Raw genomic sequence first — 26,280 nt, 5'->3', positions numbered from 1 at the left:
CCTTCCCCGTCTGTCACAATCGTTCTATGATGGTCGCATTTGCCATTCCATAGCCTTCGCACATTGTCTGCAGCCCGTACCTTCCTCCTGTCCTTTCCAGTTCAAAGATCAGTCCTGCCATGATCCTGGCGCCGCTTGCCCCGAGCGGATGGCCGAGTGCAATGGCTCCTCCATTTGGATTCAGCTTAGCAGGATCGGCTCCAGTCTCCTTCAGCCACGCAAGAGGCACTGAAGCAAAGGCTTCATTCACTTCGAAAATATCAATATCCCGGATTGAGAGCCCTGCTTTTTGCAGCGCCTTTTCCGTTGCAGGAATCGGACCAGTCAGCATAAGTGTCGGATCTGACCCTACAACCGTTCTTGTCAGGATGCGGAACCTTGGTCGAAGCCCCAGGCTTTCTGCCCTCTCCCTTGACATGATCAAGAGGGCCGCTGCCCCATCGCTTATCTGGCTGGAATTGCCTGCGTGGATCCTGCCGTTCTCCATGAATGCCGGCTTCAAGGTTCCCAGCAGCTCAAGCGATGTGTCCCTCCGCGGGCCGGAATCCTCTGATGCAACAAGCATTGTCCCATCATCCTGCACCGCCTCGATTGGTGCAATCTCACTTTCAAATCTGCCCTCTGCCTGTGCTTTCAGCGCTTTCTCGTGGCTTTTGAGAGAATATTCATCAAGCTGCTGCCGGGAGAATCCGTATTTTTCTGCGATTCTCTCTGCTGAAAGGCCCTGGTGGATCATCTCATGCTTCCTTTTAAGATTTTCACTTAATTTGGCTCCCTGAAAGCTCGAGCCAATCGGAACACGGGACATGCTCTCCACTCCGCCGGCTATGACGATATCCATATCTCCCGCTAATATGGCCTGTGCTGCAAAATGGACTGCCTGCTGGCTTGAACCGCACTGCCTGTCAATGGAAACACCGGGCACCTCAACAGGGAATCCGGCAATCAAAGAGGCAATCCTCGCTATATCACCGGCCTGCTCCCCGGTTTGGCTGACACAGCCCATAATAACATCATCAACAAAAGAAGGATCGAGGCCCGCCCTCTCAGTCAGCTTATTCAATATGAAAGCAGCCAGCTCATCTGGCCTGATATTCTTCAATATGCCGTTTCTCTTTCCTATCGGCGTCCGCACAGCTTCTATGATAACAGCTTCCCTCATCCGCCCATCACCTTTCTTTCTCGTGTTTCTAAAGGCCAAGCCCTTTGGCTATGATTGATTTCATGATTTCATTGGTACCGGCATAAATGCTCGCAACCGGGATATCCCTGTACCTTCTCGCAATCTCATATTCCTCCATATACCCATAGCCGCCATGAAGCTGAAGACATTCAGAAGCTATTCTTCTGGCATTATCGGTGAGCTTCCATTTAGCCATTGAAACTTTTTGGGTGATATCTTTGCCTTCCATATGCTCCATATTCAGGGTGTCCAGAAAGCTTCTGCCCATTTCGATATCAGTGGCCATTTCTGCCATTTTAAATTGGGTATTCTGAAATTGTCCGACCGGCCTGCCGAAGGCCTCCCTGCTTTTTACGTAAGATAAGGTATGCTCCAGCATAACTTCTGAAGCAGCTTGTGCTGCTATAGCAACTACAAGCCTTTCCTGCTGCAGCTTTTTCATCATATATTGAAACCCTTGCCCCTCTTCTCCGATCAGATTTCCTTTAGGCACAAGACAGTCTTCAAAAATAAGCTCGGCAGTATCCTGGCAGTGAAGGCCGATTTTATCCAGCTTTCTTCCTCTGGAAAAACCTTCGCATCCCCTTTCAACCGCAAGCAGGCTGATTCCCTTATGTTTGGGGACCGCATGAGTATCCGTCTTGCAGGCAACAATGACCAGATCGGCGTGCATCCCGTTAGTAATGAATGTTTTTTGCCCGTTGAGACGATAATAGTCTCCTTCGTCCACCGCTGTTGTACTAATGCCTGCAAGGTCGGAACCTGCACCAGGCTCTGTCATCGCAATCGCTGTAATGATATCTCCGGCAGCACACTTGGAGAGCCACCGGTTTTTCTGTTTTTCAGAACCAAATTCAGAAAGATATGGAACAGCTATGTCATTATGCAGCCCGATGCCAACCAGCCCTGAACCTACTCTTTCCAATTCTTCATTTATAATGACGGAGAAGCCCCAGTCAGTACCGCTTCCTCCGTATACCTCATCTACATCAGGGCACAGAAACCCCTGCTTCCCCATCTTCCTCCAAAAATCCCTTGGTATAAGCCGCTCTTGCTCCCATTGACTGTAAAAGGGATAGGCCTCCCTCTCCAGAAATTTTTTTAGCGCCTTTCGAAAAATCTGATGTTCCTCTTTAAGAAATCCTGTTGTTTTTTCCATGCCCCTTCCTCCCTTTTTAGAAAACGCTTACAAAAATAATTTTATTTCACTTTGGCTGCATGCGGATTGCCCCGTCAAGCCTGATGGTCTCTCCATTGAGCATCGGGTTTTCTATGATGCTTTGTACCAGCATTGCAAATTCTTCTGGAAAGCCAAGACGGCGGGGAAAGGGAACTGTATTTCCAAGTGCAGACTTTGCTTCCGCAGGCAAAGAATCAAACATAGGGGTATGAAAAAGGCCAGGAGCAATCGCCATCACCCTGACGCCGTATTCAGCCAGTTCCCTGGCAATCGGAAGGGTCATGCTTGCCACGCCTCCTTTGGAAGCGCTGTAGGCTGCCTGCCCGATCTGCCCTTCAAAGGCAGCAACAGATGAGGTACTGATGATAACTCCTCTTTCCCCTTGTTCATTTGGTTCATTATCCTTCATTTTCTCTGCCGCCAGCCGGATCATATTGAAGGTGCCTGTCAAGTTAACTGATATGACTTTAGAAAATAAATCGAGTTCGTGCACCCCTTTTTTGCCAAGCACCTTTTGGGCAGCAGCAATTCCCGCACAATTGATGCACACATTAATGAAACCCAGTTTCTCAAAGGCCAAATTGACCGCGTCGGAAGCCTGCCGGGCATCAGTTATATCTGCTTGCACAAAAAGGGAGCTGCTGCCAAGCTCTTTTTGAATATTAGTTCCCTTTTCCTCGTCCATGTCAACGATGCAGACCCTGCCGCCCCTATCCAGTATTCTTCTTGCAGCCGCCTCCCCAAGGCCCGATGCTCCGCCAGTCACAAGGGCACAAATATTTTCCATCTGCATACAACCCCTCCCTTTTTTAAAAGAATATTCTGAATATATATTTCTAGCTCCCTGCTGCTTTCTCCTTTTTCTTCATTTAAAATATTGCCGTTTCCTCTGTTTAAAGTTACCAAAGGCCGTTCACAAAACTTTTGAAACATTCATAGAGAAGTTCGTGTATAATGAAATGGCTTACACCATCATTACAAACTTTCTGAAAAGGATAGGCTAAATGACCAATAAACGAATAGCTTGGATTACAGACAGCACAGCATTTATCACCAAGGAGCTTGAGCAGCATAAGGATGTTTATGTAATGCCTCTGACCATTGCATTTTCATCGGGCACCTATGAGGATGGAATCGATTTATCCTCTGATGATTTATATATGAAACTAAAAGCTGAAAAAGAAGTTCCGAAAACCTCACAGCCATCTGTCGGCAAATTCGCCGAGCTGTTTGAAAAATTAAAAGCTGATTATGACTGCGCAATCGCTGTCCACATCTCTTCCAAATTGAGCGGAACTCTGAACAGCTGCATGCAGGGCGCAGAGATTGCAGGCTTTCCAGTCGAAACAGTAGACTCAAAAATGATGTCTTACATCATTACCGGACTGCTGAATACGGGGATCGGGCTCCAATCCAAAGATATGGACTGGAAAGAAATCGCCCGTACACTGAGGCTTGAAGCCAATCAGTATGAGAATTATATCCTGCTGGGGAATCTTGACCAATTCTATAAGGGCGGAAGAATGTCCGGAACTCAGTATCTCCTGGGAAGCATATTAAAGGTAAAGCCGATCATCCATGTTGACCGGAATGGAGAATTCCAGCTTTTTGATAAGGTGCGTTCGGAGAAAAAAGCCATAAGGCGGATGATGGAGCTTCTTGAAGAATCTGCAGAGAAACACAGGATAGAGCAGGTACAGATCATGCATGGGAATGTCCTTGAAAAGGCAAAGGACATTGAAAAAGAAATTTTATCCAGGTTTCCTCAAATGGGCACCTTCATCGGCGAAATCAGCTCAACAATTGCTGTGCATGCCGGGGAAGGCACGGTCGCAGTCGTCTGGCATTTTGAATAAACACAAAAACCTTCCAGCGGGAATCTGCTTGTTCCGGAAGGTTTTTTTTGTATAAGAAGCGAAAGTATTAGTATGATTTGCAGCAAAGGGAGATGAACGAGATGAGCATTGCAGTAATTTCAGACATTCACGGAAATATCACTGCACTCGATCAGGTGCTTGATTATTTAGAGGAGCGGCAAATTGACAGGATCTTCTGTCTTGGCGATCTCGTCGGCAAAGGGCCGAATTCAAAGAAAGCAATAGAGCGGGTGAAAGAAAATTGTGAGGTAGTTGTTCGCGGAAATTGGGATGACTTTATCCAGAAGCCGGCCGACTTCGCTGAACTGCTGTGGCATCAGGAACAGATTGGCCAGGAAGGAATGGACTATTTAAGCACCCTGCCATTTCACCATGACTTTAAAATGAGCGGAAAGTATGTAAGGCTTTTTCACGCTTCTGCAAAAAGCATCTACCACCGGGTGGTGCCGATGCGCCATCCAATTGAAGAACGAGAGGCTATGTTCGGGCCAAGTGAATTCATTGATGAAGAAAAAAGGGGAATCATTCCTGATGTAGTCGGGTATGGGGATATCCACGCGGCCATGCTGGAGCCGATTGATCCTAAAAAGGTCTTATTCAACACTGGAAGCGTCGGCAATCCGCTTGATGTGCCGGAAGCCTCTTTTGTTATCCTGCACGGTACATATCTTTCAGAAGAGCCTGCACCTTTTTCAATCGAAATGGTCCGCCTTCCTTATGATATAGAAAAAGAAATCAGCATGGCCCGCGAAATGGGCATGCCAAACCTCGAACCCTATGCGCTGGAACTGAGGGAGGCTATTTATAGAGGCAGGCAGAAGGTTTAAATAAGATTTGGACTTTTTTTGAATTAAGGGAAATTATTCTTTTAACGAGGACTTAAGTAATTAACTGCCTTGTTGGCACTATAGGAAGAACTATTAATGTGTGAATAATGAACCTGTTTTTATTATAGGATGGGGCTGTTGCTTTGCGTTCCAGGCACTTCGCTTTCCGCGGGGCGGCGCTGAGCCTCCTCGTCGTACCTCCTGCGGGGTCTCAGCTTTGCCGCTGCAATCCCGCAGGAGTCTGCGTGCCTTCCACTCCAAGCAACAGGGTTTTTAAAGTTTATTCGCGGAAAACCAGTCTAACTAAAGAAGGATACAATAATTTTTAAAGTAATTGAAATGTTTTCATTAATTTTGATATTCTTTTTCCTTTTCGCTAACTTCCTTTATTATCAAGAACACATTGCTAGTCCCTTCACCTCTCCAGCCAGGTATACATATAATTCTCATCCTCATAGTCCCGCGCTTTCTTCACAACCTTCAATGGCCTGAAAGTATCTATCATGACAGCCAGCTCCAGTGTTTCTTTTTTGCCGATGCTTGCCTCTGTCTTCCCCGGGTGCGGCCCATGCGGTATTCCACCGGGGTGAAGGGTGATGGATCCTTCCTTGATCCCTTTTCGGCTCATAAAGTTCCCTTCGACATAATACAAGAGCTCATCACTATTTACATTGCTGTGATAATAGGGTGCCGGGATGCTTTCCGGATGATAGTCATACAACCGCGGGACGAATGAGCAGACAACAAAATTATGCCCTTCAAATGTCTGATGGACTGGCGGCGGCTGGTGGACCCGGCCGGTGATCGGTTCAAAATCGGAAATATTGAAGGCCCAGGGGTAAAGATACCCGTCCCACCCCTCAACATCAAGCGGATGATGGGCAAGAATATGATCATGAAGATGGCCCCTCGTTTTTGTGACTACCTTATGGGGTCCTCTATCTGTATGGGTCTCCAATTTTTCAGGGCCGCGTATATCCCGCTCACAGAACGGGCTGTGCTCAAGCAGCTGTCCATACTCATTTCGGTACCTTTTTGGAGTCGTAATCTGGCTGAATGATTCCACAATAAGAGCCTTAGTTTCTTTTTCCGGAAGAATCCTGAAAATCGTGCCGATCGGAAGGACGATGTAATCCCCTGGCACATAGCTGACTGTGCCGAACATTGTTTCAAACCGGCCGGTTCCGTAATGGATGTAGTACATCTCATCTCCATCGCTGTTCCGGTAATAATCCTGCATGTTTTCTGAAATATTGGCCGAGGCAATCAGCAGATCTTCATTTCCAAGCAGATATTCCCTGGCTTGAAGGGCATCTCCTCTGTGATTAATGTTCTCTGTAAGCAGATGCCGGTGTGTAAGCGCAGCCATCTCCTCATATTCAGGCAGATAGCTGCCTGAGAGGGTAACCTCTTCTGTCTCTGTCGGCATATAATGATGATATAAAATCGACTGTGTCCCCGAAAAGCCCTTTGTTCCCATGACTTGCTCCCTGAACAAGGACCCGTCTGCTTTCTTGAACATCGTGTGGCGTTTGTGCGGAATCCTCCCCATTTGCCTGTAGTACAAGCCTGCTCCCCCTTTCAGTCTGTGATCGTATTGAACAGCTTTCCAAGACCCGTTATTTCCAGCTCTACCTTGTCGCCTGGCTTCAGCCAGCGGTGGACATCTTCCCCGAGCTCAAGGATGCAGCCGGTCCCCACTGTACCTGAACCGATCAGTTCTCCCGGGTAAAGTGTGGTATTCTCTGAAGCTTTCTCTATCATTTCATTGAATGAATAATAGATATCCTTAAGATTGCCGTCTGACAGCAGGACGCCGTTCACTTTTGCTGTCATATCCAAATCATAGCCATTTTCCACCCGATAGCTCTCCAGCTCATCCTTTGTCACAATATAAGGGCCGATCGAGGTGGCAAAATCCTTTCCTTTTGCCGGTCCAAGGCCGACCTTCATTTCTTTTCTTTGAATATCCCTGGCACTCCAGTCATTTAAGATGCAGTAGCCAAAAATATATCCGTCCGCCTCTTTGGCAGAAATATTTTGGCCTTCTTTGCCGATGATGCAGGCAATTTCGAGTTCATAGTCCAGCTTGCTGCAGCCGGCAGGCAAATGAATGGGCTCACCTGTCCCTTTTATGGATAGATGATTGGAAAAATAGAAGACCGGCAGCTCATACCATTCTTTTATCATTTCCAGGCCCCTGTTTTCCCGGGCTGTTTTGACATGCTCCTCAAAAGCATAAAAGTCGCGAAAGCTTTTTGGATTAGGAAGCGGGGCCTTCAGTGTTACTTCCTCTATAGGGTACGCACCGCTGCCTGATTCTTTCCATTCATGATGAGACTCGATCTGCTCCATGAAAAATTGATGATTTTCTATAAATGCCAATAATGTTTTTGGCAGGATTCCCTTTGAAGCTTCATACATATCTATTGCAGCAGTGCCCTCCAGCCAGCCGGACCGGACCGATCCATCCTGCTTTTGAAAGGTTATGAACTTCATTCCATCACCCCGGATCTGATTTTCTAATAATCTCGAAAACATCTGCAAGCGGGCCAGTATACATATGCCCCGCCAGCCTTCCAACCGGATCCAGCTTTTCAGTATCGATTTTCCCATTATGATACAAATCATCATTCACCTGCACATGCTCAACCCTGCCAATCACCAGGCTCCCGGACCCCGGACCGTCTCCAAAGTGCAGGAGCTGATGGACTGTGCATTCTAGATGGACTTGGGAACGCTTGATTCTCGGCGGCTTAACATATGTGCTTTTTTCCTGCTCCAGCCCCGCCTGTTCCAGTTCATTTACTTCACGGGCATAATCGGCTGCACATATATTCATTTTCTCCGCCATGCTTCTGCTTACGATATTGATGACAAACTCCCCGGTTTCTTCAATGTTAAGAAGTGTATCTTTCTTTTTTCCGTCAGTCCCCTTTCGCATAGGTGAAAAGCAAATGAGAAGCGGATCCGCACATATGGCTGTAAAAAAGCTGAATGGTGCTGCATTGACGTTACCGCTATGATCCATGGTGGTCACAAAGGCAATTGGACGGGGAAGAATGGAGCCTGACAGGATTTTATACCCCTCCTGCCAGGAAAGGGAAGACACAGGGATTTCCATTTTTTACACCCTCTTTCCGCTCACGGCCTGGCCGATAGCTTCCAGGACTGCATCATTATCTTCCTCCGTACCGATTGTTAGTCTGATAGCCTCTTCTGGAAAGCTTTTATGAGAAAATTTCCTGACGATGATGCCTGACTCCAGAAGCATTTCAGCAAGCGGCCCTAGAATAAAAAGAAAATTGGATTCAGAGGCAAAACACTTGAATCCCAGCTCTTCAATCCGGGCGCGCATTCTTTCCCTTTCCGTTCTATTCTTTTCTGCACTCATCTGAACAAAACACTGGTCCTCCAGCGCTGCAATGGCTGCGGCCTGGGATAGGGCATTCACATTGAATACCTCCCGCACTTTGTCCAGCTCTTCTATAATCGATGGATGCATCATCCCATATCCTGCCCGGAGCCCTGCAAGTCCGTATGCTTTTGAAAATGTCCTCAATATTGCAAGGTTATCGTGGAAGGTCAGCAGCTTTTCTGCCTCAGTCCTTTTTTCATGGTTCATATATTCATAATAGGCTTCATCCAGTACGATAAGTATGTGTGCCGGTACAGAAGCGATGAATTGCTGGATAGCCTTTGTGCTTACTGCTGTACCGGTCGGGTTGTTCGGATTACAGATAAAGATCATTTTGGTGCTGGGGCCTATGCGGCCTGCCATCTCCACAAGATCATGTACTCCATCCTTGAGCGGGACTTCAACAGCCTTTCCGCCTTCAATCACTACATTTGCCTTATATCTCGGAAAGGTAAGGTCTGCCATGATCGCTTCATCGCCTGCGTGGATATAGGCTCTTGCCAGAAGCCTGATGATTTCCTCTGAACCGTTTCCTATTGCAATATACTCAGGAGGAAGCTTGAGGAATTTGCCCAATGTCCGTTTGATTGCTGAACATGAACCATCAGGGTAGCGGGAGAGGTTCCCGGACTGTTCCGTTAAAGCGCGGCCGACAAGTTTTGAGCATCCATAGGCATTTTCATTGTCTGCGAGACTTCTGACGAAGGAGAGCTTATATTTTTCCTTTACCTGTTCTGCAGTCATCCCCAAAGGGTAAGGAGTAATCCCCCTGATGCTTTCCTTCGTTATTATCCGTTCCACAGGAGAACCCCCTTTCTGTGTATGCGGTTTATAGGTTTCCGCGTCTTTCCTGCTCTCTTTCAATCGACTCGAACAGCGCCTTGAAATTGCCTTCTCCAAACCCTCTTGCTCCTTTGCGCTGGATGATTTCGATGAATAAAGTCGGCCTGTCGACGATCGGCTTTGTAAAAATCTGCAAGAGATAGCCTTCATCATCCCTGTCTACAAGAATGCTCAGCTCTTTCAGCTTATCAATCTCTTCGTCTATTTTGCCGACCCTCTCAGACAGCATTTCATAATAGGAAGAAGGAGTGTCAAGGAACTCTACTCCATTTTTTCTGAGGATAGAAACCGTCTGGACAATATCCTCTGTCAGGATGGCGAGATGCTGCACGCCTGCCCCATTATAGAATTCCAGGAACTCCTGGATTTGCGATTTCCTCTTGCCTTCCGCCGGTTCATTGATCGGGAACTTGATTCTTCCGCCGTTATGCATCACTTTAGACATGAGTGCGGAATATTCTGTGCTGATATCAGAATCGGTGAAATGCTTCATTTCCTTGAACCCCATGACATTGGCGTAATAGTTCACCCATTCTTCCATTTCTTCCACATTTCCGACTACATGATCGATGCCAATGAATCCTGCATCCTCAAATGGGGCCTTTGTTTCGTAGGGCTCATATCCCGGCATAAAGGCACCCTTATAATCACTCCGTTCCACCAGTGTGTGTATGGTATCTCCATATGTACCGATTACCGCCTTCTTCAGCTTGCCGTGTTCATCCTCCAGCTCAAATGGCGGAATCAGTTCTACTGCCCCTCGCTCTACCGCACCTTTGTAAGCACTTTCAACATCATCAACCGCAAGGGCGATATCCTTGACACCGTCACCATGCTTCTTCACAAATGCAGCCACCTTTGTTTCCTCTGTTAGCGACCCAGTCACTACCAGCCTGATTTTACGCTGCTGCAGTACATACGACACCGTTTCCCTGTTTCCTGTCTCAAGTCCGGAATAAGCGACAGGCTTGAACCCAAAGCATGTGCAGAGATAATGGCTGGCCTGTTTGGCATTCCCTGTATAGATTTCAAGATAATCGACTTCCTTGACCGGAAAAATTTCCTCTGCCTTTTGTGATGGCGAAACAGTTCTTTGTTCCATATTAACCCCTCCAAATATTTTAATTTTCAGACTTATCTTAAAATATTTCTTTTCCTCCTAGCAAGAGCGCAGTGTGAAGCTCTGCTGCTGTAAAGCAGCTCTTATGTTTTCGCTTTTTCCCTCGCAGGGAGATGGATGCTTCTCGCTTTAACAGACTCCACCGCTTCCAGCAGGGCTTCGGCTGAGCTTGGATGGGCATACACGGGGAACAGCATATCTTCTTCCCTTGCAGCCATTTCAAGCAGCGAGACGCCGGCATGTATCAGTTCCTGTGCACCTTCCCCTATCATATGGACCCCTAAAAGAAAGCCGGTTTCCTTTTCAAAAATTACTTTGGCCATTCCTTCCCTGCTCCCCTTCACACTTGCATAGCCCAAAGAAGAAAAAGGAAAGGTTCCTGCTTCTATTTTATAACCCGCTTCCAGTGCCTCTTGCTCGGTCAGGCCTGTATAAGCAATAGGAGGCTGGGTATGGACGACAGCAGGGGCGAAGCGGAAATCAGCTTCCGTTTTCAAGCCTGCAATTATTTCAGCTGCTGCCTTTCCCTGTCTGATCGCCTTTGAAGCGAGAAGCGGTCCATCCACGACGTCCCCTGCAGCAAAGATATGGCTGACAGATGTTTTCCCTTGCTGGTCTATCTTAATAAAACCGGCTGAGTCTATCTCCACCCCCGCTCTTTCAAGCCCCAGGTTCGCAGTATTGGGCCGGAATCCGGCTGATGCTAAGAAACAGCTTCCTTCCAGCTGGTTAATTTCTCCGCCCGCCTCATAGATAATCCTGACCCCCGACTGGTTCTCTTCCGCAGACAGCAGCTTTGCCCCGCGGTAGACTTTGATTCTATTTTTCTTTAAAATTCTGCTGAGCTCCCTATTTATGCTCTCATCAAATCCAAAGTCCTCTTTTTCCTGATCCAGCATAATCGATGCCTTGGCACCGAAGGCCTGAAAGCTCATAGCCAGCTCCAAGGCTATATAGCCGCTCCCGTAAATGATGAACTCATCAGGAAGCTTCTCCATTGAAAATACAGACCAGCAGTCCAAAAGCTTTTCTGAACGCGGTGAGATTCCGGATGGCCATACTGGTGTGCTTCCTGTTGCTATAAGGCAGTGTTTGAAACGGAATACCTGATACGATTCTCCATTTTCAATGCCCACCCGGTCAGATGAAAGAAAAAAGGCATTCCCTCTCACAAGCTCTATCTCATTGCTTTTGCACAGCTCTTCAACTCCTTTTTTCAGCTGCGCTGTTTTCCGGTTTTTTTCATGAATGAGCTTTTCCAGCTGAAAAGCGGAAAAAGACAGTTCTATCCCGTATTCACCCGCAGCCTTTATCTTCCTGATCCGATCAGCCGCTTCGGTATATAGCTTAGAAGGAATGCATCCCTTATACAGGCAAACACCGCCAAGATCCGCTTTTTCAATCAGTGTCACCTTTCTGCCAAGCTGTGCCGCCCTGATAGCTGCCTGATAGCCGCCAGGTCCCCCTCCAATGATAACAACGTCCTTCTCATATGCCAGTTCCCCTACAACCATTAGACCAGCTCCAGTAGCATCAGTTTTGGATTTTCGATCAGTTCTGAAAAATGGTTCGTAAAACCGACAGCACTAGCGCCATCTGCTATCCTGTGATCAAATGACATGGAAAGCTTCATGATGGAGCGGATGACAATCTGATCGTCATTATCAACCACCGGCATTTTCTTCGTCTTATGCAAGGATATAATGCTTGTCTGCGGGTGGAGGATGATCGGTGTTGCGCCGGTGCTGCCGTTCAGCGGCCCGACATTGCTTACTGTGAAAGTGCCTCCGGCCGTTTCCTTTGGCATCAGGCTGCCATCCAGCGCCTTCCTCGTCAAATGCTGCAGATCCAAAGCAATTTCGGCAATCGTCTTTTCCTCCACATTCCTTATGACAGGCACGACCAGCCCTTCCTGAGCATTGACGGCAGCACCAATATGGTGCTCGGGCAGCAAATGGATCAGTTCAGCCTTCTCATCAAGCCTGCTGTTAAAAACAGGGAAGCGTTTAAGAGCCATTGATAAAGCTTTTATATAAAAAGCTGTGGCTGTCACTTGCTTTTCTTTCTTTTTAAGCTGTTCCCGGAAAACGGAAAGCTCTGTTACATCCACGTCCTCAAAATGGGTGCAGTGGGGAATAAGGGAAAGCGACTGAACCATTTTCTCGGCGGTCTTTTTCCGTCTTCCTGTGTAAGAGATGCTAGTACTGTTGGCGGCTGTAAGGTTCTCTGTATCTTTTTTAATCTCTTGAGGAGAAGCTTCTTCTCTGAAACTTTTATTTCCCTGCCCTGCCATCCTGAAAATATCCTCGTCAACCACTCTTCCGCCAGGACCTGATCCTTCAATATCTTCTATATTTATATCATTCTCTCTTGCCAGCTTCCTTGTGTAAGGGGAGGCAAGAATTCTTTTCGGCATTTTCCTGTTATTCTTTCCTGCTCCCTGGCTGGTATCAGGCTCCAGCAGAAGCAGGACAGCTCCAACCGCTACCGTTTCCCCTGGTTTTACGATGAACTCACGTACAATGCCGGCTCTCGGCGCAGGTATTTCAGCTGTCATTTTATCGGTCTGGACCTCGACCAGGGGATCATCCTCCCGCACAAAATCACCCTGTTTTACAAGGAAACAATTGATTTCTGCTTCTGACATCCCTTCCCCGATATCATAGAGCTTCACTTCCATCTTATTAAAACACCTCCTCATAAAAGTTCAGTTGATCGCTTAGAAGGTCCAGACTTTTTCAATCGCCCTGCAGACCCGGTCAGACGTCGGCAGATAATGGTCTTCAAAACCGAAATATGGAACAGGAGCATCAAATCCGGCAACCAATTCGGCAGGTGCTTTTTGGTATAAAAAGGAGGTATCATTGATAATCGCCAGAACATCTTTGCCGACTGAGGTTGAAGCATGAGCCTCCTGGACGATGACCGTGCGTCCTGTTTTTTGCACCGATTCCGCAATAATATCCTTATCCAGCGGATACAGGGTGCGGAGGTCAAGTACGTCACATGAAATATCTTTTTCCCTCATTGCCTCAGCCGCCTTCAAGGCAATCGGCACCATGGCTCCCCAGGCGATGACAGTCACATCATCTCCGTCCATCAATTTATTGCCTTTGCCGATTTCGATGGTATACCTTCCCTCCGGAACCTCAGCACGCAGTGACCGATAGCTTTTCATCGGCTCTAAAAACAGGACTGGGTCAGGATCCTCGATTGCGGCAATCAAAAGCCCTTTAGCATCAGCCGGGTTGGACGGACAGACGACTTTGATGCCGGGCATATGGGTGAAAAGCGCCTCTGTGCTGTCGCAGTGGATTTCCGGGGCCCTGACTCCTGCACCATAAGGGGCCCTTATCACGAGAGGGACGGTATAATGCCCCATCGTCCTCATGCGGAGCCGGGAAGCATGTGTCATGATTTGCTCAAAGGCAGGATAGATAAAGCCCAGAAACTGAATTTCTGCCACGGGCCTGAATCCGTTGACGGCCATCCCGATGCTTGCGCCGATGAATCCTGCTTCACTGAGCGGGGTATCCATAACCCTCTCTTCCCCATACTTTTCCTGAAGGCCTTCCGTTGCCCGGAACACCCCTCCATTTTTCCCGATATCCTCTCCAAGCACCAGAACGTCATCATTTTCTGCCAGCATGATATCAAGAGCTTCATTGACCGCCTGTACAAGTGTCTTGGTATTGGTCTTGACTGCAGTTTCCATGATTAAACACCCCCAAGCTGAGATAGATATTTTTCCTTCTGTTCCTTAAGCGGCCATATCAGCTCAGCAAACACATGGTCAAAAATATCAGCGGGATCTGCAGGCTTGAACGCCTCCATTTCTGCAATGGCCTCATCAATTTCAGCGGAAGCTTCCTCTTCTATTCTCTTTGTCCGGCTTTCCTCATACAGCCCCTGATTTTTCATCCACCGTTCAAGTCTCAGGATAGGATCGATTTTTTCTCTCAAAGAGCTGCTTTCCTGCTGGTCCCTGTATTTGGCAGGATCATCTGCTGTAGTATGGGCCCCGTATCTCCATGTTACCGCCTCTATCAGAGTCGGCCCTCCGCCTTCCCTGGCCCTCTCAAGTGCTTTTTTTGTTTCATTGTAGACAGCAAATACATCATTTCCATCAACCCGAACGCCTGGGATATCATATGCCAGGCTTTTCTGGGCAATTGTCTTAGTATTCATCTGCTTTGAGAGCGGAACGGAAATCGCATAGTGATTGTTTTGATTGAAAAAGACGACAGGCGCCTTAACGATGCTGGCAAAATTGAGACCCTCATGAAAATCTCCTTCAGACGTCGCCCCGTCACCAAAATAAACAATAGCCGCTTTTTTCGTTCCTTTAAGTTTTTCCGCATATGCCGCCCCGGCTGCATGGGGAATCTGAGTGGCGATCGGAATTGCTGGAGGGAAGATATTCTTTCCTTCAGGAGGGATGCACCCTTCATTTCGTCCGTTCCAGAATAGCAGCACGTTTCTCATTGAATGCCCGAAAGCCAAAGCTGCACCATGGTCCCGATAGGTAGGGAACATCCAATCCGATTCTTCGAGCGCCATCGCGCTCCCTATCTGGGCAGCTTCCTGGCCTTCAAACGGGGCATATGTCCCTATCCTTCCCTGGCGCTGCAGGCTGACCGCTTTCCGGTCAAAGATCCTGATCCGGACAAGCTGCCTGTAGAACTCCAGAGCAAGCTTGTGGTCCGGGGTGATCCCTGCAGTACCGGATATTTCGTTTCCGTTTTCATCAATTATCCTATTGATTGGAAATTGGCTCTCCATCCTCTCACCCTTTGCAATAAAGTCATTAATACAGTTATGTCCGGACTGCCCATTTCGGGCGCTTCATATGGGAAAAAAAGCTGTTCCTCCTTGTTCTTGCTTCAATCCGCTGCTCACAGAACTGGTTGGCAGCCTCAATGGTCGTGATACCTTCTGCTGCAGAATAGTCGTACACATTAAGCAGCGCACTATATATCGCCTTCGTTTTCCGGAGGACCCTTTCTTTATTTGGAGAATACAGCTCATCTGCCACCTGGATAAGGCCGCCTGCATTAACAATATAGTCCGGTGCATAAAGGATCCCTTTTTGCTGGAGCATGCCGCCATGCCTTAATTCAAGCAGCTGATTGTTGGCTGATCCGGCAACCGCCCTGACCCGCAGCCGCTCAATCGTCTCATCGTTTAGGATACCTCCCAAAGCACAGGGTACAAAGACATCTGCATCTGCTCGATAAATGTCATTACTGCTGACAGCTTTAAGGCCCGCCCCCATTTTTCCCGCTTTTACCATCAGCTCATTGATGGCTTTCTCATTGATATCTGCAACATATAGATCAGCGCCTTCCTCCAGCAGCTTTTCAGCCACTTTGAACCCTACCTTGCCGAGTCCCTGAATGCTGTAGGACCGTCCGCCAAGGGCTGATGTTCCATAAAGAACCTGGTTTGTGGCTTTAAGCCCATAGATTACTCCTTGGGCAGTTGGAACAGAAGAGTCCCCGCTTCCCCCATATTCTTCGTCTGCACCGACAATGCAATTGGTTTCCTTCATTGCGTGGACAAAGTCTTCAGGAGTGGTTCCCATATCTGTGCCTGTGTAGAACCTTCCATTCAAAGATTCAACGAACTGTCCAAATGCCCTGAAAAGCTCTGGCGTTTTATCCTTTGAAGGATCGCCGATGATGACCGCCTTCCCTCCGCCAAAATCGACGTCTGCTGCAGCGCACTTATAGGTCATCCCCTTGGACAGACGCAGTACATCTTCGAGTGCTGCGTCTGCAGAAGGATAGGGAAACATCCTGCAGCCCCCCAGGGCCGGGCCGAGCCTTGTGCTATGGATTGCAATGATTGCCTTAAGTCCTGTTGCTTCGTCATTGCAGAACACCACCTGTTCGTGCTCGCGGATCGTATTAAACATATCCATCGTCTCTCATCCCCCTCTTAATGTTAGCGCTTTCATTTAATGATGCATAAAAGCTTTAGTCCAGCTGGATCTTCTCTGAAAATCTTTTAATCCTGCTTCGCGGAAGGATTGCCTGTGTGACTTCCCCCTCGCCAATCACTTCATTACCATGTAAAGCCTTGACGGATGTGCAAATTAAATTCCGTTCCAGCCTGATGACCTCCGCAGCAATATTCAGCAGGCTTCCTTCTGCAGCCGGTGCAAGATGTCTGATTGAAACGCCTGTCCCCATCCCTTCTTCATCTTCTTCTAAGAAGGGGAGGATTACTTTTCTTGATGCCCACTCCATATAATAGACCATGCTGGCTGTGGAAAAGAGCGGGTGGACAACCTCACCGCCAAATTGTGCAAACATTTCATGTCCGACTGTCAGCTGGATGGATGCAGCCGCTCCTTTATTTAAACCCTGCTTCACTAAACAACACCCTTAAATATGTATGACGTATTTTTAACGTTATAATAACATTTTGACAAATTAATAGTCAATCAATTGAAAATATTCTTAATTTATCCAGCAAAAGAAAAAGGATTAACTTAAGGCATATTGCCGCCCCTTAATCCTTTTTCATCATATCGCTACGAGAGAAGAGCCCTGTCGCTTGCCAGCTGCCGGCCGCGGATCCGCTGAAACTCGCTGAGCAAATCTTCAATCCCTAATTTTTTCTTTTTGTCTTCTTCAATTTCCAGGATGATTTGTCCTTTATCCATCATGATAAGCCGGTTCCCGAGATCCAGGGCCTGCTGCATATTATGGGTGACCATAATGGTGGTCAGCTTGTAATTGCTGACAATTTCCTTTGTAAGGCGGGTGATCAGCTCTGCCCTTGCAGGATCAAGAGCGGCAGTGTGTTCATCAAGCAAAAGGATGGAAGGCTCCGTAAAGGTTGCCATAAGCAGGGATAAAGCCTGTCTTTCTCCCCCTGATAAGAGACCGACCTTTGCATTCAGCCTATTTTCCAGCCCCAGATGAAGGGTCTCTAGGACATCCCTGAAATTTTCCCGGCGCTTTTTGGTGACTCCCCGTTTAAGAGTCCTGCTTTTATTCCTGGAATAGGCCATGGCCAGATTTTCTTCTATCGTCATACTTGGTGCAGTTCCTGCCATTGGATCCTGAAAGACCCTCCCAATCAGAAATGACCTTTTATGCTCCGGCATCATGGCCACGTTTTTCCCATTGATCTTTACGCTGCCGGCATCTGGAATCATCACGCCTGAAATAATATTCATAAGTGTCGACTTACCCGCCCCGTTTGAACCAATGACAGTGACAAAATCGCCGGCAGTTAAAGAAAGGTTCACACTGTCAAGAGCATTTTTTTCATCAGGCGTCCCTTCATTGAAGATTTTGCTGATATTATTTAGCTGCAGCACGCTGATCCTCCTCCCTTTCTCCTGAAAGATAGCCTTCACCAGGCTGAGCGCGGAGTCTCTTGGCCTTTCTTCTCCCTTCTCTTACCCGATCAAGTGTTTTAGGCATGATCAGGGCAATGATGACAATCACCGCTGTAATGAGCTTCATGTCCCCCGGTTGAAGAAAATCGACACGCAGGGCAAGGGTGACGACGATCCGGTAGATGATTGCGCCGCCAATCACGGCAAGAGTAGTTCTCGCAATGGTCTTTGTGCCAAATAAAGCTTCCCCGATGATGACAGATGCCAGTCCAATTATGATCATCCCGATCCCCATCCCCACATCTGCAAATCCGCCCTGCTGGGCTATCAGGGCGCCGGAGAAAGCGACAAGGCTGTTAGAAAGCCCGAGGCCGAGTATAACCATCAGATTCGTATCGGCTGACAGGCTTCTAATCATTCTTTTATTGTCGCCGGTTGCCCTTAAAGCAAGGCCGATCTCCGTTTTCAGGAACTGATCCGCCAAAAGCTTAATGGCAAATGCAGTAAACAGCATCAATACAAGGATCCCCCATGTCCTTGGAAGGCTGTCCCCAAGCCCAACGGCTGCAAGGAGGCTATTCAGCATCCCGTCGATCCCTGTTTTTTCCCAAACATCCCTGATGCTTGTCATTGCTGTCTCTGTATTCAGAAGCGGTACATTGGACTTCCCCATGATCCTCAAATTGATGGAATACAAGGCAATCATCATCAGGATACCGGAAAGCAGGCTGTTTATTTTTCCATAAGCATGCAGGATTCCGGTAAGGCAGCCGGCGGCAAAGCCTGCGATGAGGGCAGCACCTGTAGCAAGGAAGGGATTGGCCCCGCTCACGATCAGGGTCGCCGCAACTGCAGCACCCGTCACAAAGCTGCCGTCTACCGTAAGATCCGGAAAATCCAGCACTCTAAAAGAAAGATAGACACCGAGCGCCATGATGCTATAGATGATGCCCGACTCGAATGCTCCGAAGATTGCTGTAAACATCTAGAGACCACGCCCTTTGCTATTCTTCATAAAATTCGGCTAAGTCCTTCCATTCTTCCTTGATCTCAAGTCCCTGTTCTTCTGCAGCTTTTGGATTAAACACTAGTTTAATATTTTCAGGAAGACCTACCGGAATTTCACTTGGCTTCTTATCGCCCTTAAGGATGGCTGCTGCCATTTTGCCAGTCTGATAGCCGATTTCGAAATAATCAAATCCGCTCGCCGCTACCCCGCCGCGCTTCAGGGAATCAAGTTCCCCTACGAAGAGAGGAATTTTCTTGCTTTGTGCTACAGCTATAACAGATTCAAGTGCGGAAACGACCGTATTATCTGTCGGGACATATATGGCATCTGCCCTTCCTACTAAAGACTCCGCAGCCTGCTTTACTTCTGCTGAAGTGGATACGGACGCCTCTACCACCTCGGCCCCATTTTTTTCTGCCAGTTCTTTGACTTTTTCGACCTGAACTTCAGAGTTCTGCTCTCCGGCATTGAAAATGACGCCAATCTTTTTGGCACCTGCTTCCTTTGTCATGAAATCGATCGTTTTGCCGGTAGCATCAGGATGATTATCTGTCGTTCCGGTAATATTTTCGCCCGGCTCATCGAATGACTTAACAAGCCCGGCACCGACAGGGTCTGTAACAGAGGTAAATACGATGGGAATATCCTTTGTCGCATTCAATGCACTGACCGCACTTGGCGTGGCATTGGCAAAAATAAGGTCCACCTGGTCCCCTGCGAAATTATTGGCAATGGTTTGAGTGTTATTCATATCTGCCTGGGCATTCTGGAAGTCATATTCCACATTATCGCCTTCTTTGAAGCCAGCTTCCTCAAGCGCCTTTTTGAAGCCTTCTGTTGCTGCATCCAGTGAAGGATGCTCGGCAAATTGAGTCATTCCAATCTGATACACCTTCTTGTCCCCGCCTTTTCCATCACCGCCTGAAGCCTCATCGCTCCCGCAGCCAGCCAGGAGCATGCTTCCTGCCAGCAGTAAAGAAGCAGCTTTGATCGATTTTTTCATGACAATCCCCCTCGCAAGATTTGTTGGCACTTCACACTGACTTTCTCTCACACAGCTTTATGTAATCGCTTACATAAAAATATAATAAATTATCTCGCCAGCGTTTTTACAACGTTATATTATCACCCGGTTTTGAAAAATGTCAATAATATTCGAAAGATTTAGTCAATTAAAACTAGTGATTTTCGTCCTCTTTATGAAAGCCTGGCTCGATTGAAAACGATCTGAACTGGCATGCTGTTTTTTCGATAGCTTCTTTTGCCTCTTCCATCATCCGCTTAAACAGATCGGCAACCGCGGGAACATCTGCAATAAGCCCGGCGGCCTGTCCGGCATTCATGAATCCATTTGCCGCGTCTCCTTCAAGAGCCCCTTTTTTATGATAATCTTCATGAGTAAAACGGCTGAATTCAGCAGGATTTTCTGTTTCTTTCTGAAGCAGAAAATCGGCATATTCGGTATGCAGTATTCTTCGGATTTGCCCTGCGCTTCTTCCAACTATGACCGTGCTTGAATCACTGGCTTCGAGCAGCGCTTTTTTATAATTCCGGTGGAAAGGGGCCTCTTTGACTGCAATGAGGCGCGTGCCGATCTGCACACCGCTTGCACCCAGCATGAATACAGATGCCATTCCCCTGCCATCACTGATCCCCCCTGCAGCTGCCACCGGAATATTGACCCTGCTGCAGATTTGAGGGATAAGAGAAAGCGTTGTCGTTTCCAGCCTGGAATTGATGCCTGCTGCTTCATAGCCTTCAGCAGTTATAATGTCCGCTCCTAATGCTTCTGCCTTTTCTGCCTGTCTGACTGATGCACTGACAACTATCGTTTTAATTCCTTTTGTTTTCAGCCGTCTTATATATGGTGCGGGGTTCCCGGCAGACAGCGACACCGCTGCTGCCCCATATTTTTCAGCCAGCTCCATCGCCTCTTCCGCAAAGGGAGACACACTGATGGGAATATTGACAGCGAAAGGCATGCTGGTAAGGTTCTTCAGCGCAAAGAGCTTTGCCTCAATTTCTTTTGGGTGCATAGTCCCTATACCGATGGTGCCCAGCCCTCCGGCATCGGAAACGGCGGCAGCAAGCCGGCTGCTGCTGATATTCCCCATGCCTCCTTGAATAATTGGATAGCGGATATTCAAAATCTCAGTCAATCTATTCAACCATATACCCCTTTCTCTCGAATAACTGTACTATTTTGAAAATTATCATAATGCTCTTAAAATCGCAATAGCCTGCCCTGTTGCTGAGTGGGCCTGTGTTCCCAAGATAGGGCAACGAAACGATGCATCAGTTTCATTATATTTTGACAGCCTCAGCTTCATCTCTGCGCTGTTTTAGGGCTTTTTGTAATGTGCAAGGATGATTGGTGCAAGATCAAGAAGGACCCGCGATTAATCGGTTTATCGGCCGCTGCACATTCTCCTGCAGGGCAAGACTCAGGACCGCAAAATCTCTTCCCTACATAATCAGGCGCCGAGAGGTTTTTGCAGTTCTATTGGAGGGTATCAAGAAACGACGCTGCCTAACTTGCCTGCAGCTGAAAAGCCCCTTCCTTTTATTTTTCAGGGTGCTTTGCTAAAATACTTTAGATGAGGGCCTTTCTTTATTACATAATCCATCAGCGTTCGAAAACAATATACATATGCTCGACTGATGAAGAAGGCCTGTTCATCTGTGAAAGAAGGGAGAATGAATTTTGAAGCAAAAACTCGCGGTATTCTACATATCCGTGCTCTTATTACTTGTACTTGTGCTTGTTGGAATTTTTGCACCAAATCAGCTTGAAAATGCTACTGCCGGACTCCAGGACTTCATCAGCAACGCTTTCGGATGGTATTATCTCATTCTGGTTACACTGCTGGTCATTGTCTGCCTCTACTTCCTGATCAGCCCGATTGGAAGGCTGAAGCTTGGAAAACCTGAGGACAAGCCTGAGTTTTCTAGGGTTACCTGGCTTGCCATGCTGTTCAGCGCAGGGATGGGGATAGGATTGGTCTTCTGGGGAGCGGCAGAACCTCTTTCCCATTACGCAGTCAGCTCGCCAACCGGAGAAACAGGCACTGCAGCAGCACTGAAAGATTCTATGAGGTTTACCTACTTCCATTGGGGAATCCACGCCTGGGCTATTTACGGGATTGTCGCACTCGTACTTGCCTATTTTAATTTCAGGCATGGCGAACCCGGACTGATCAGCGCAACTCTGAAGCCTATTTTCGGCGATGCTGTTAAAGGCCCGCTGGGCAAGGTCATCGATGTTGTCGCTGTCCTTGCTACCGTGATCGGTGTAGCCACCACCCTTGGTTTTGGAGCTGTCCAGATAAATGGAGGCTTGTCCTTCCTTTTTGACATCCCTTCCAATTTCGTTGTGCAGCTGATCATCATATCCATCGTGACAGTACTTTTCATGATTTCCGCCTGGTCAGGACTTGGAAAAGGCATCAAGATTCTCAGTAACGCGAACATGGGTCTCGCCCTTGTCTTATTCGTACTCATGTTTTTCATTGGCCCTACCCTGTTCATCCTGAACCTGTTCACCAATACAATCGGGACCTATCTGCAGTCTCTCCTTCAGATGAGCTTCCGGATTGCGCCATTGGATCCCGGCACACGGGAATGGATCAACGGATGGACAATCTTTTATTGGGCCTGGTGGATTGCCTGGTCGCCTTTCGTCGGCATATTCATTGCTCGCGTATCGAAGGGGCGCAGCATCAGGGAGTTTGTATTTGGCGTCCTTCTCGTGCCGACTGTCATCGGTTTTCTGTGGTTTTCCACATTCGGCGGCTCGGCCATGTATCTTGAGCATGTGAAGAATATTTCAATTTCGGGACTGGCAACTGAGGAAACCCTTTTCGCTGTTTTCTCAAACTTTCCGCTTGGAATGGTCCTTTCGATCATTGCCATTATTCTTGTCAGTACATTCTTCATTACGTCAGCTGACTCCGGCACCTATGTCCTAGGCATGATGACAACCAATGGGTCCCATACTCCAGGCAACAGAATAAAACTTACATGGGGCATCCTGCTTGCCGTCATTTCTCTTGTACTACTGTACAGCGGCGGGCTGCAGGCACTTCAAAATACCATGATTATCGCCGCCCTGCCGTTCTCGGTCATCATGGCCCTTATGACAATATCCCTTATCAAAGCATTGTACAAGGAATCCAAAGAACTGGGGATCGGTCAGATTAAAAGACGGAAACAGTAGAAATGCGGAGGCGACTGTTTAGGTGCGACAAGCATAAGACGAGCAGGACGGAAGGTTGTTCTTTAACCTTCTGGCCTGATTGGCTTATGACTCGAGCACCTAGGAGCCGGAGCTGGACAATAAAAAGTGGAGGGCGCTTGCTCTCATAAAAAAAGAGACCTTTGCGGGTCTCTTTTTTTATTCAAGTATATAGGGATGATCCAAAACATCATAATCATCTTCCCTGCTGCCGATTTCATTGCCGTCTTTGAATACAGCTTCAAAAAAACGGGATGCAGGTTCTGCGAGTTCTTTATAATAGTCGCTAAACAGCGAAGCTGCATGGGCTCCGAGCCACTGATCCGGAAGAAGCTCGGCAGGCAGTCCGGGATCGACGAAGAGGAACTTCCTGTATTCATGGACCAGCTTTGTCCTTTCCACGAAACAGTCTCCATCTGTCATAAGCCCTTTCTGGATCCTGCTCTTTGCGATAATGTATTTCTCGCTGTATTCACTGATGAAATTCTGGTATTTCCCATTGATTTCGTTCAGGTCCCAGCTTTTTCCGACAATTCTTCTGTTCTCATGCGGACCTTCATATTCAGCGATGAAAAAGTCCACATATTCTTCAATTTTATATTTATCAATCAGATCGGAAACCTGCTTCTCCAGGTTATTCGCTGAAATCCAGCAGCTGCTGGAAAAAGAGCCGAATCCGCTCCAGACCAGCTCTTTTCTCAGTTCATCCCTGACAGATCTGATTTCCTCCGGTATCGTGTACATAAGCATGCGCCATTTGCCGTCCCATTCTTCCGGCTTCAGCTTGAAAATCCGTTTCCCGGCCTCTTCTATTCTTTTCCGGCCCCGCTCAGTCAGAGAATAATAGCTCTTATTGCCTGCCTTTTCGGCTTGCACCCAGCCTTGCTTATTCATCCTGGAAATAGCTGCCCTCACCGACTGGTCATTATGCCCGAATTCACTTAAAAGCCTGATCAGGCTGCCTATCCAGATTTTGCTTCCGTAGTGGGAGACATAATCTCCATACAATGTAAATATCATTGATCTTGTATTCAAAGCTTCTTCATCCTTTTCTTTCCTTCTGCCATATGCTGTGCCATGCTGCAGAGACGGATGGCCCGGCCTCTTTTGTGCAACATATATATATTACATGAAAATTCTTATTTTTGAAACAGAGGGATCTTATTGTTCCCACCGCTCCAGGATCGACGCAATCCCCTGCCCTACACCGACACACATCGCCGCCATGGCATAGCGGCTGTTCCTTCTTTTCATTTCATGGACAAGTGAAGTTAAAATCCTTGCCCCGCTTGCTCCAAGGGGATGGCCAAACGCGATGGCGCCCCCATTTACGTTAACGCGGGCAGGATCAAGGACAAGCTGTTCAATGCAGGCAATCGACTGGGCTGCAAAAGCTTCGTTCAACTCAATGAGATCTATCTCATTAATTGAAATGCCAGCCCGTTCAATGGCCTTTCTGGCAGCCGGCACAGGGCCGATTCCCATGATTGAAGGCTCAACTCCTGCAACAGCCGAAGCTGTGTATTTTGCCAGCGGCCTGAGCCCTAATGCCAGCGCTTTGTCCGCACTCATCAGCAAGAGGGCAGATGCCCCATCATTGATGCCGGATGAATTTCCTGCGGTTACTGTTCCCCCGGAAAACAGCGGCTTCAGCTGGCCCAGCTTCTCAAAGGTAGTATTTGGGCGGGGATGCTCATCAGCCGAGACGGTTTTTGCCTCACCTTTGTTTAAGCTTACCGGGATTATTTCATCTGTCAGCCTTCCCTCCGCTATCGCTGCCTTCGCTTTCATCTGGCTTTCAAAAGCGAAGAGATCCTGCTTTTCCCTGGTTATCCCGAACTTCTTTGCTACATTTTCAGCAGTTTCCGGCATCGATTCCGCTCCATACATCTCCATTAATGCAGGGTTTGTAAAACGCCAGCCGATTGTGGTGTCATATAGTTGCATGTTCCCCCTCTGGAACTCATTTTCCGGCTTGCCCATGACAAAGGGAGCTCTTGTCATGCTTTCTGTCCCTCCTGCAATAAAAATATCACCTTCCCCAGCCAATATAGCCCTTGCCGCATAATTGACCGCATCCAGACCTGAACCGCAAAGCCGATTAACTGTTGTACCGGCTGTTTCGACCGGCAGCCCTGCCAGAAGCGCTGCCATCCTGGCCACATTCCGGTTATCTTCACCGGCCTGGTTGGCATTTCCGAACACGACTTCCTCAATGTCCCCAGGCTGTACCTGTGGATTTCTTGCCAGCAATCCTTTTATGGCAACAGCTGCAAGATCATCCGGGCGGACAGATTTCAGAAGCCCTTTATACCTGCCTATCGGAGTGCGTACAGCATCAATGATGACCGCTTCCCTCATTGCTTCAGCTCCTTTATCCCGTACTCATAAACGCCGCGGCCTGACTTCCTTCCAAGCCGGCCTGCTTTAACGTACTGCTCAAGAAGAGGTGCCGGCCTGTATTTTTCACCAAGCTTTTCATGAAGATATTTGAGATTGTTCAGCCTTGTATCAAGACCTACCAAGTCCCCCAGTTCAAATGGGCCCATCGGATAATTGAGCCCCAACTTTACCGCTTTGTCGATTTCCTCAGGAGTCCCTACCCCTTCCTGAAGCATATAGAAAGCTTCGTTGCCGACAAGAGCGCTGATGCGGCTGGTAACAAACCCTGGAAATTCATTGATAATGACGGTCTCTTTGCCCATTTCTGCTGCAGTCTGCCGTATATATTCAACACACTCATCGCTCGTCTCAAGCCCTTTTACAATCTCCACAAGCGGCATCCTGTGAACCGGATTAAAAAAGTGCATGGCCAGCACCCTGTCCGGCCTGCCGGTAAATGAACCGATTTCCGTTGGACTCATTGTGCTGGTATTGCTTGCAAAGATGCAGTGCGGCGGCGCATGCTGATCAATCACCTCGAATATATTCCTCTTAATCTCAAGCCTTTCAGGGACAGCCTCAATGATGAGGTCGGCCTCGGCAGCATTAGCTGCAAGGCTTACAGAAAAATGCAGCTTCTCCCAGGTACCAGATACCTCTTTTTCTGTCAGCTTCCCTCTCTGCACACCCTTATGCATGATTGTTGAAATTTCATTTTCAGCATCCTTGAGCTGGGAATCGCTGATGTCAACCAGGACAGTCTGAAAACCGCTGGATGCACTGACATAAGCAATGCCCCTGCCCATGACCCCGGAGCCGATGACCACAATCTTTTTCATTCTTATCCCCCCGT

General features: G+C 47.8%; 24 protein-coding genes. 3 read left to right on the top strand and 21 right to left on the bottom strand.

The window, feature by feature from the left end; all coding sequences use genetic code 11:
• Positions 1-13: 13 nt before the first annotated feature.
• From LCM00_RS00615 to LCM00_RS00605, 3 genes are read right to left on the bottom strand one after another with little or no spacing between them, the layout of a single operon-like run.
• Positions 14-1,162, bottom strand: coding sequence for a thiolase family protein (locus tag LCM00_RS00615; protein WP_224896873.1), 1,149 nt, complete (start codon positions 1,160-1,162; stop codon positions 14-16).
• 28 nt (positions 1,163-1,190) lie between these two features.
• Entirely contained in the window at positions 1,191-2,342 is a 1,152-nt protein-coding gene (locus LCM00_RS00610; protein ID WP_224896871.1) for an acyl-CoA dehydrogenase family protein, read from the bottom strand.
• Between the two features lie 46 nt (positions 2,343-2,388).
• On the bottom strand, positions 2,389-3,156 hold the full coding sequence (locus LCM00_RS00605) for a 3-hydroxyacyl-CoA dehydrogenase (protein ID WP_224896869.1): 768 nt from the start codon (positions 3,154-3,156) through the stop codon (positions 2,389-2,391).
• Positions 3,157-3,367: 211 nt separating this feature from the next.
• On the opposite strand from LCM00_RS00605, the gene LCM00_RS00600 reads away from it, so the two are divergent.
• Both LCM00_RS00600 and LCM00_RS00595 read left to right on the top strand, forming a co-directional pair.
• Positions 3,368-4,219, top strand: coding sequence for a DegV family protein (locus LCM00_RS00600; RefSeq protein ID WP_224896867.1), 852 nt, complete (start codon positions 3,368-3,370; stop codon positions 4,217-4,219).
• Between the two features lie 101 nt (positions 4,220-4,320).
• Positions 4,321-5,067 (top strand): metallophosphoesterase family protein, encoded by a 747-nt coding sequence (locus LCM00_RS00595; protein ID WP_224896865.1) that lies wholly within the window; start codon positions 4,321-4,323, stop codon positions 5,065-5,067.
• A 415-nt stretch (positions 5,068-5,482) separates the two neighbouring features.
• On the opposite strand, the gene LCM00_RS00590 is transcribed toward LCM00_RS00595, so the two are convergent.
• The 15 genes from LCM00_RS00590 to LCM00_RS00520 form a co-directional block, all read right to left on the bottom strand.
• Positions 5,483-6,619, bottom strand: a complete 1,137-nt coding sequence (locus tag LCM00_RS00590) for a homogentisate 1,2-dioxygenase (protein WP_224898110.1) — start codon at positions 6,617-6,619, stop codon at positions 5,483-5,485.
• A gap of 29 nt (positions 6,620-6,648) precedes the next feature.
• A complete protein-coding gene (locus LCM00_RS00585; RefSeq protein WP_224896863.1) occupies positions 6,649-7,566 on the bottom strand; it encodes a fumarylacetoacetate hydrolase family protein in 918 nt (305 codons plus the stop codon).
• 4 nt (positions 7,567-7,570) lie between these two features.
• On the bottom strand, positions 7,571-8,191 hold the full coding sequence (locus LCM00_RS00580; RefSeq protein WP_224896860.1) for a flavin reductase family protein: 621 nt from the start codon (positions 8,189-8,191) through the stop codon (positions 7,571-7,573).
• A gap of 3 nt (positions 8,192-8,194) precedes the next feature.
• Complete coding sequence (gene hisC, locus LCM00_RS00575; protein ID WP_224896858.1) at positions 8,195-9,286, bottom strand: histidinol-phosphate transaminase; 1,092 nt, start codon at positions 9,284-9,286, stop codon at positions 8,195-8,197.
• A gap of 28 nt (positions 9,287-9,314) precedes the next feature.
• Complete coding sequence (hppD, locus tag LCM00_RS00570) at positions 9,315-10,430, bottom strand: 4-hydroxyphenylpyruvate dioxygenase (RefSeq protein WP_224896856.1); 1,116 nt, start codon at positions 10,428-10,430, stop codon at positions 9,315-9,317.
• Between the two features lie 101 nt (positions 10,431-10,531).
• Positions 10,532-11,962: a dihydrolipoyl dehydrogenase gene (gene lpdA, locus LCM00_RS00565; protein ID WP_224896854.1), complete on the bottom strand. Its 1,431-nt coding sequence runs from the start codon at positions 11,960-11,962 to the stop codon at positions 10,532-10,534.
• A complete protein-coding gene (locus tag LCM00_RS00560) occupies positions 11,962-13,128 on the bottom strand; it encodes a dihydrolipoamide acetyltransferase family protein (RefSeq protein ID WP_224896851.1) in 1,167 nt (388 codons plus the stop codon). Before LCM00_RS00560 ends, lpdA begins: the two co-directional genes overlap by 1 nt.
• A 39-nt stretch (positions 13,129-13,167) precedes the next feature.
• Positions 13,168-14,163 (bottom strand): alpha-ketoacid dehydrogenase subunit beta, encoded by a 996-nt coding sequence (locus LCM00_RS00555; protein WP_224896849.1) that lies wholly within the window; start codon positions 14,161-14,163, stop codon positions 13,168-13,170.
• Positions 14,164-14,165: 2 nt separating this feature from the next.
• Positions 14,166-15,230: a pyruvate dehydrogenase (acetyl-transferring) E1 component subunit alpha gene (gene pdhA, locus LCM00_RS00550; RefSeq protein ID WP_224896847.1), complete on the bottom strand. Its 1,065-nt coding sequence runs from the start codon at positions 15,228-15,230 to the stop codon at positions 14,166-14,168.
• A gap of 34 nt (positions 15,231-15,264) precedes the next feature.
• Positions 15,265-16,371 carry a Leu/Phe/Val dehydrogenase gene (locus LCM00_RS00545; RefSeq protein ID WP_224896845.1) on the bottom strand — a complete coding sequence of 369 codons (1,107 nt, stop codon included), beginning with the start codon at positions 16,369-16,371 and terminating at the stop codon, positions 15,265-15,267.
• A gap of 55 nt (positions 16,372-16,426) precedes the next feature.
• Positions 16,427-16,825: a thioesterase family protein gene (locus tag LCM00_RS00540; protein WP_224896843.1), complete on the bottom strand. Its 399-nt coding sequence runs from the start codon at positions 16,823-16,825 to the stop codon at positions 16,427-16,429.
• Between the two features lie 161 nt (positions 16,826-16,986).
• The gene (locus LCM00_RS00535) at positions 16,987-17,781 is read right to left on the bottom strand and encodes an ABC transporter ATP-binding protein (RefSeq protein ID WP_224896841.1); all 795 of its coding nucleotides are present in this window, start codon (positions 17,779-17,781) and stop codon (positions 16,987-16,989) included.
• Positions 17,765-18,787: an ABC transporter permease gene (locus LCM00_RS00530; protein WP_224896840.1), complete on the bottom strand. Its 1,023-nt coding sequence runs from the start codon at positions 18,785-18,787 to the stop codon at positions 17,765-17,767. Before LCM00_RS00530 ends, LCM00_RS00535 begins: the two co-directional genes overlap by 17 nt.
• Positions 18,788-18,806: 19 nt before the next feature.
• Positions 18,807-19,814: an ABC transporter substrate-binding protein gene (locus LCM00_RS00525; protein WP_224896838.1), complete on the bottom strand. Its 1,008-nt coding sequence runs from the start codon at positions 19,812-19,814 to the stop codon at positions 18,807-18,809.
• 175 nt (positions 19,815-19,989) lie between these two features.
• Complete coding sequence (locus tag LCM00_RS00520) at positions 19,990-20,979, bottom strand: NAD(P)H-dependent flavin oxidoreductase (RefSeq protein WP_224896836.1); 990 nt, start codon at positions 20,977-20,979, stop codon at positions 19,990-19,992.
• A gap of 536 nt (positions 20,980-21,515) precedes the next feature.
• On the opposite strand from LCM00_RS00520, the gene LCM00_RS00515 reads away from it, so the two are divergent.
• Positions 21,516-23,027, top strand: coding sequence for a glycine betaine uptake BCCT transporter (locus tag LCM00_RS00515; protein WP_224896834.1), 1,512 nt, complete (start codon positions 21,516-21,518; stop codon positions 23,025-23,027).
• Between the two features lie 177 nt (positions 23,028-23,204).
• On the opposite strand, the gene paaX is transcribed toward LCM00_RS00515, so the two are convergent.
• The 3 genes from paaX to LCM00_RS00500 form a co-directional block, all read right to left on the bottom strand.
• Complete coding sequence (paaX, locus tag LCM00_RS00510) at positions 23,205-24,080, bottom strand: phenylacetic acid degradation operon negative regulatory protein PaaX (protein WP_224896832.1); 876 nt, start codon at positions 24,078-24,080, stop codon at positions 23,205-23,207.
• A gap of 126 nt (positions 24,081-24,206) precedes the next feature.
• On the bottom strand, positions 24,207-25,406 hold the full coding sequence (locus LCM00_RS00505; RefSeq protein WP_224896830.1) for an acetyl-CoA C-acyltransferase: 1,200 nt from the start codon (positions 25,404-25,406) through the stop codon (positions 24,207-24,209).
• A complete protein-coding gene (locus LCM00_RS00500) occupies positions 25,403-26,266 on the bottom strand; it encodes a 3-hydroxyacyl-CoA dehydrogenase (RefSeq protein ID WP_224896828.1) in 864 nt (287 codons plus the stop codon). Before LCM00_RS00500 ends, LCM00_RS00505 begins: the two co-directional genes overlap by 4 nt.
• Positions 26,267-26,280 lie beyond the last annotated feature (14 nt).

Source organism: Bacillus infantis (assembly GCF_020171945.1).
In the GTDB taxonomy this organism is placed as follows: Bacteria; Bacillota; Bacilli; order Bacillales; family Cytobacillaceae; genus Bacillus_AB; species Bacillus_AB infantis_A.
Note: the sequence above shows the minus strand (reverse complement) of the source record. Positions and strands in the feature narration are given on the sequence as shown.

Coding starts and splice junctions, on each gene's coding strand:
- LCM00_RS00590 (WP_224898110.1), bottom strand. CDS start 6,619: ATGGGGAGGATTCCGCACAAACGCCACACGATGTTCAAGAAAGCAGAC.
- LCM00_RS00615 (WP_224896873.1), bottom strand. CDS start 1,162: ATGAGGGAAGCTGTTATCATAGAAGCTGTGCGGACGCCGATAGGAAAG.
- LCM00_RS00580 (WP_224896860.1), bottom strand. CDS start 8,191: ATGGAAATCCCTGTGTCTTCCCTTTCCTGGCAGGAGGGGTATAAAATC.
- LCM00_RS00600 (WP_224896867.1), top strand. CDS start 3,368: ATGACCAATAAACGAATAGCTTGGATTACAGACAGCACAGCATTTATC.
- LCM00_RS00525 (WP_224896838.1), bottom strand. CDS start 19,814: ATGAAAAAATCGATCAAAGCTGCTTCTTTACTGCTGGCAGGAAGCATG.
- LCM00_RS00530 (WP_224896840.1), bottom strand. CDS start 18,787: ATGTTTACAGCAATCTTCGGAGCATTCGAGTCGGGCATCATCTATAGC.
- pdhA (WP_224896847.1), bottom strand. CDS start 15,230: ATGGAGAGCCAATTTCCAATCAATAGGATAATTGATGAAAACGGAAAC.
- hppD (WP_224896856.1), bottom strand. CDS start 10,430: ATGGAACAAAGAACTGTTTCGCCATCACAAAAGGCAGAGGAAATTTTT.
- LCM00_RS00545 (WP_224896845.1), bottom strand. CDS start 16,371: ATGGATATGTTTAATACGATCCGCGAGCACGAACAGGTGGTGTTCTGC.
- LCM00_RS00555 (WP_224896849.1), bottom strand. CDS start 14,163: ATGGAAACTGCAGTCAAGACCAATACCAAGACACTTGTACAGGCGGTC.
- LCM00_RS00595 (WP_224896865.1), top strand. CDS start 4,321: ATGAGCATTGCAGTAATTTCAGACATTCACGGAAATATCACTGCACTC.
- LCM00_RS00610 (WP_224896871.1), bottom strand. CDS start 2,342: ATGGAAAAAACAACAGGATTTCTTAAAGAGGAACATCAGATTTTTCGA.
- LCM00_RS00500 (WP_224896828.1), bottom strand. CDS start 26,266: ATGAAAAAGATTGTGGTCATCGGCTCCGGGGTCATGGGCAGGGGCATT.
- LCM00_RS00605 (WP_224896869.1), bottom strand. CDS start 3,156: ATGCAGATGGAAAATATTTGTGCCCTTGTGACTGGCGGAGCATCGGGC.
- lpdA (WP_224896854.1), bottom strand. CDS start 11,962: ATGGTTGTAGGGGAACTGGCATATGAGAAGGACGTTGTTATCATTGGA.
- LCM00_RS00505 (WP_224896830.1), bottom strand. CDS start 25,406: ATGAGGGAAGCGGTCATCATTGATGCTGTACGCACTCCGATAGGCAGG.
- LCM00_RS00560 (WP_224896851.1), bottom strand. CDS start 13,128: ATGGAAGTGAAGCTCTATGATATCGGGGAAGGGATGTCAGAAGCAGAA.
- LCM00_RS00585 (WP_224896863.1), bottom strand. CDS start 7,566: ATGAAGTTCATAACCTTTCAAAAGCAGGATGGATCGGTCCGGTCCGGC.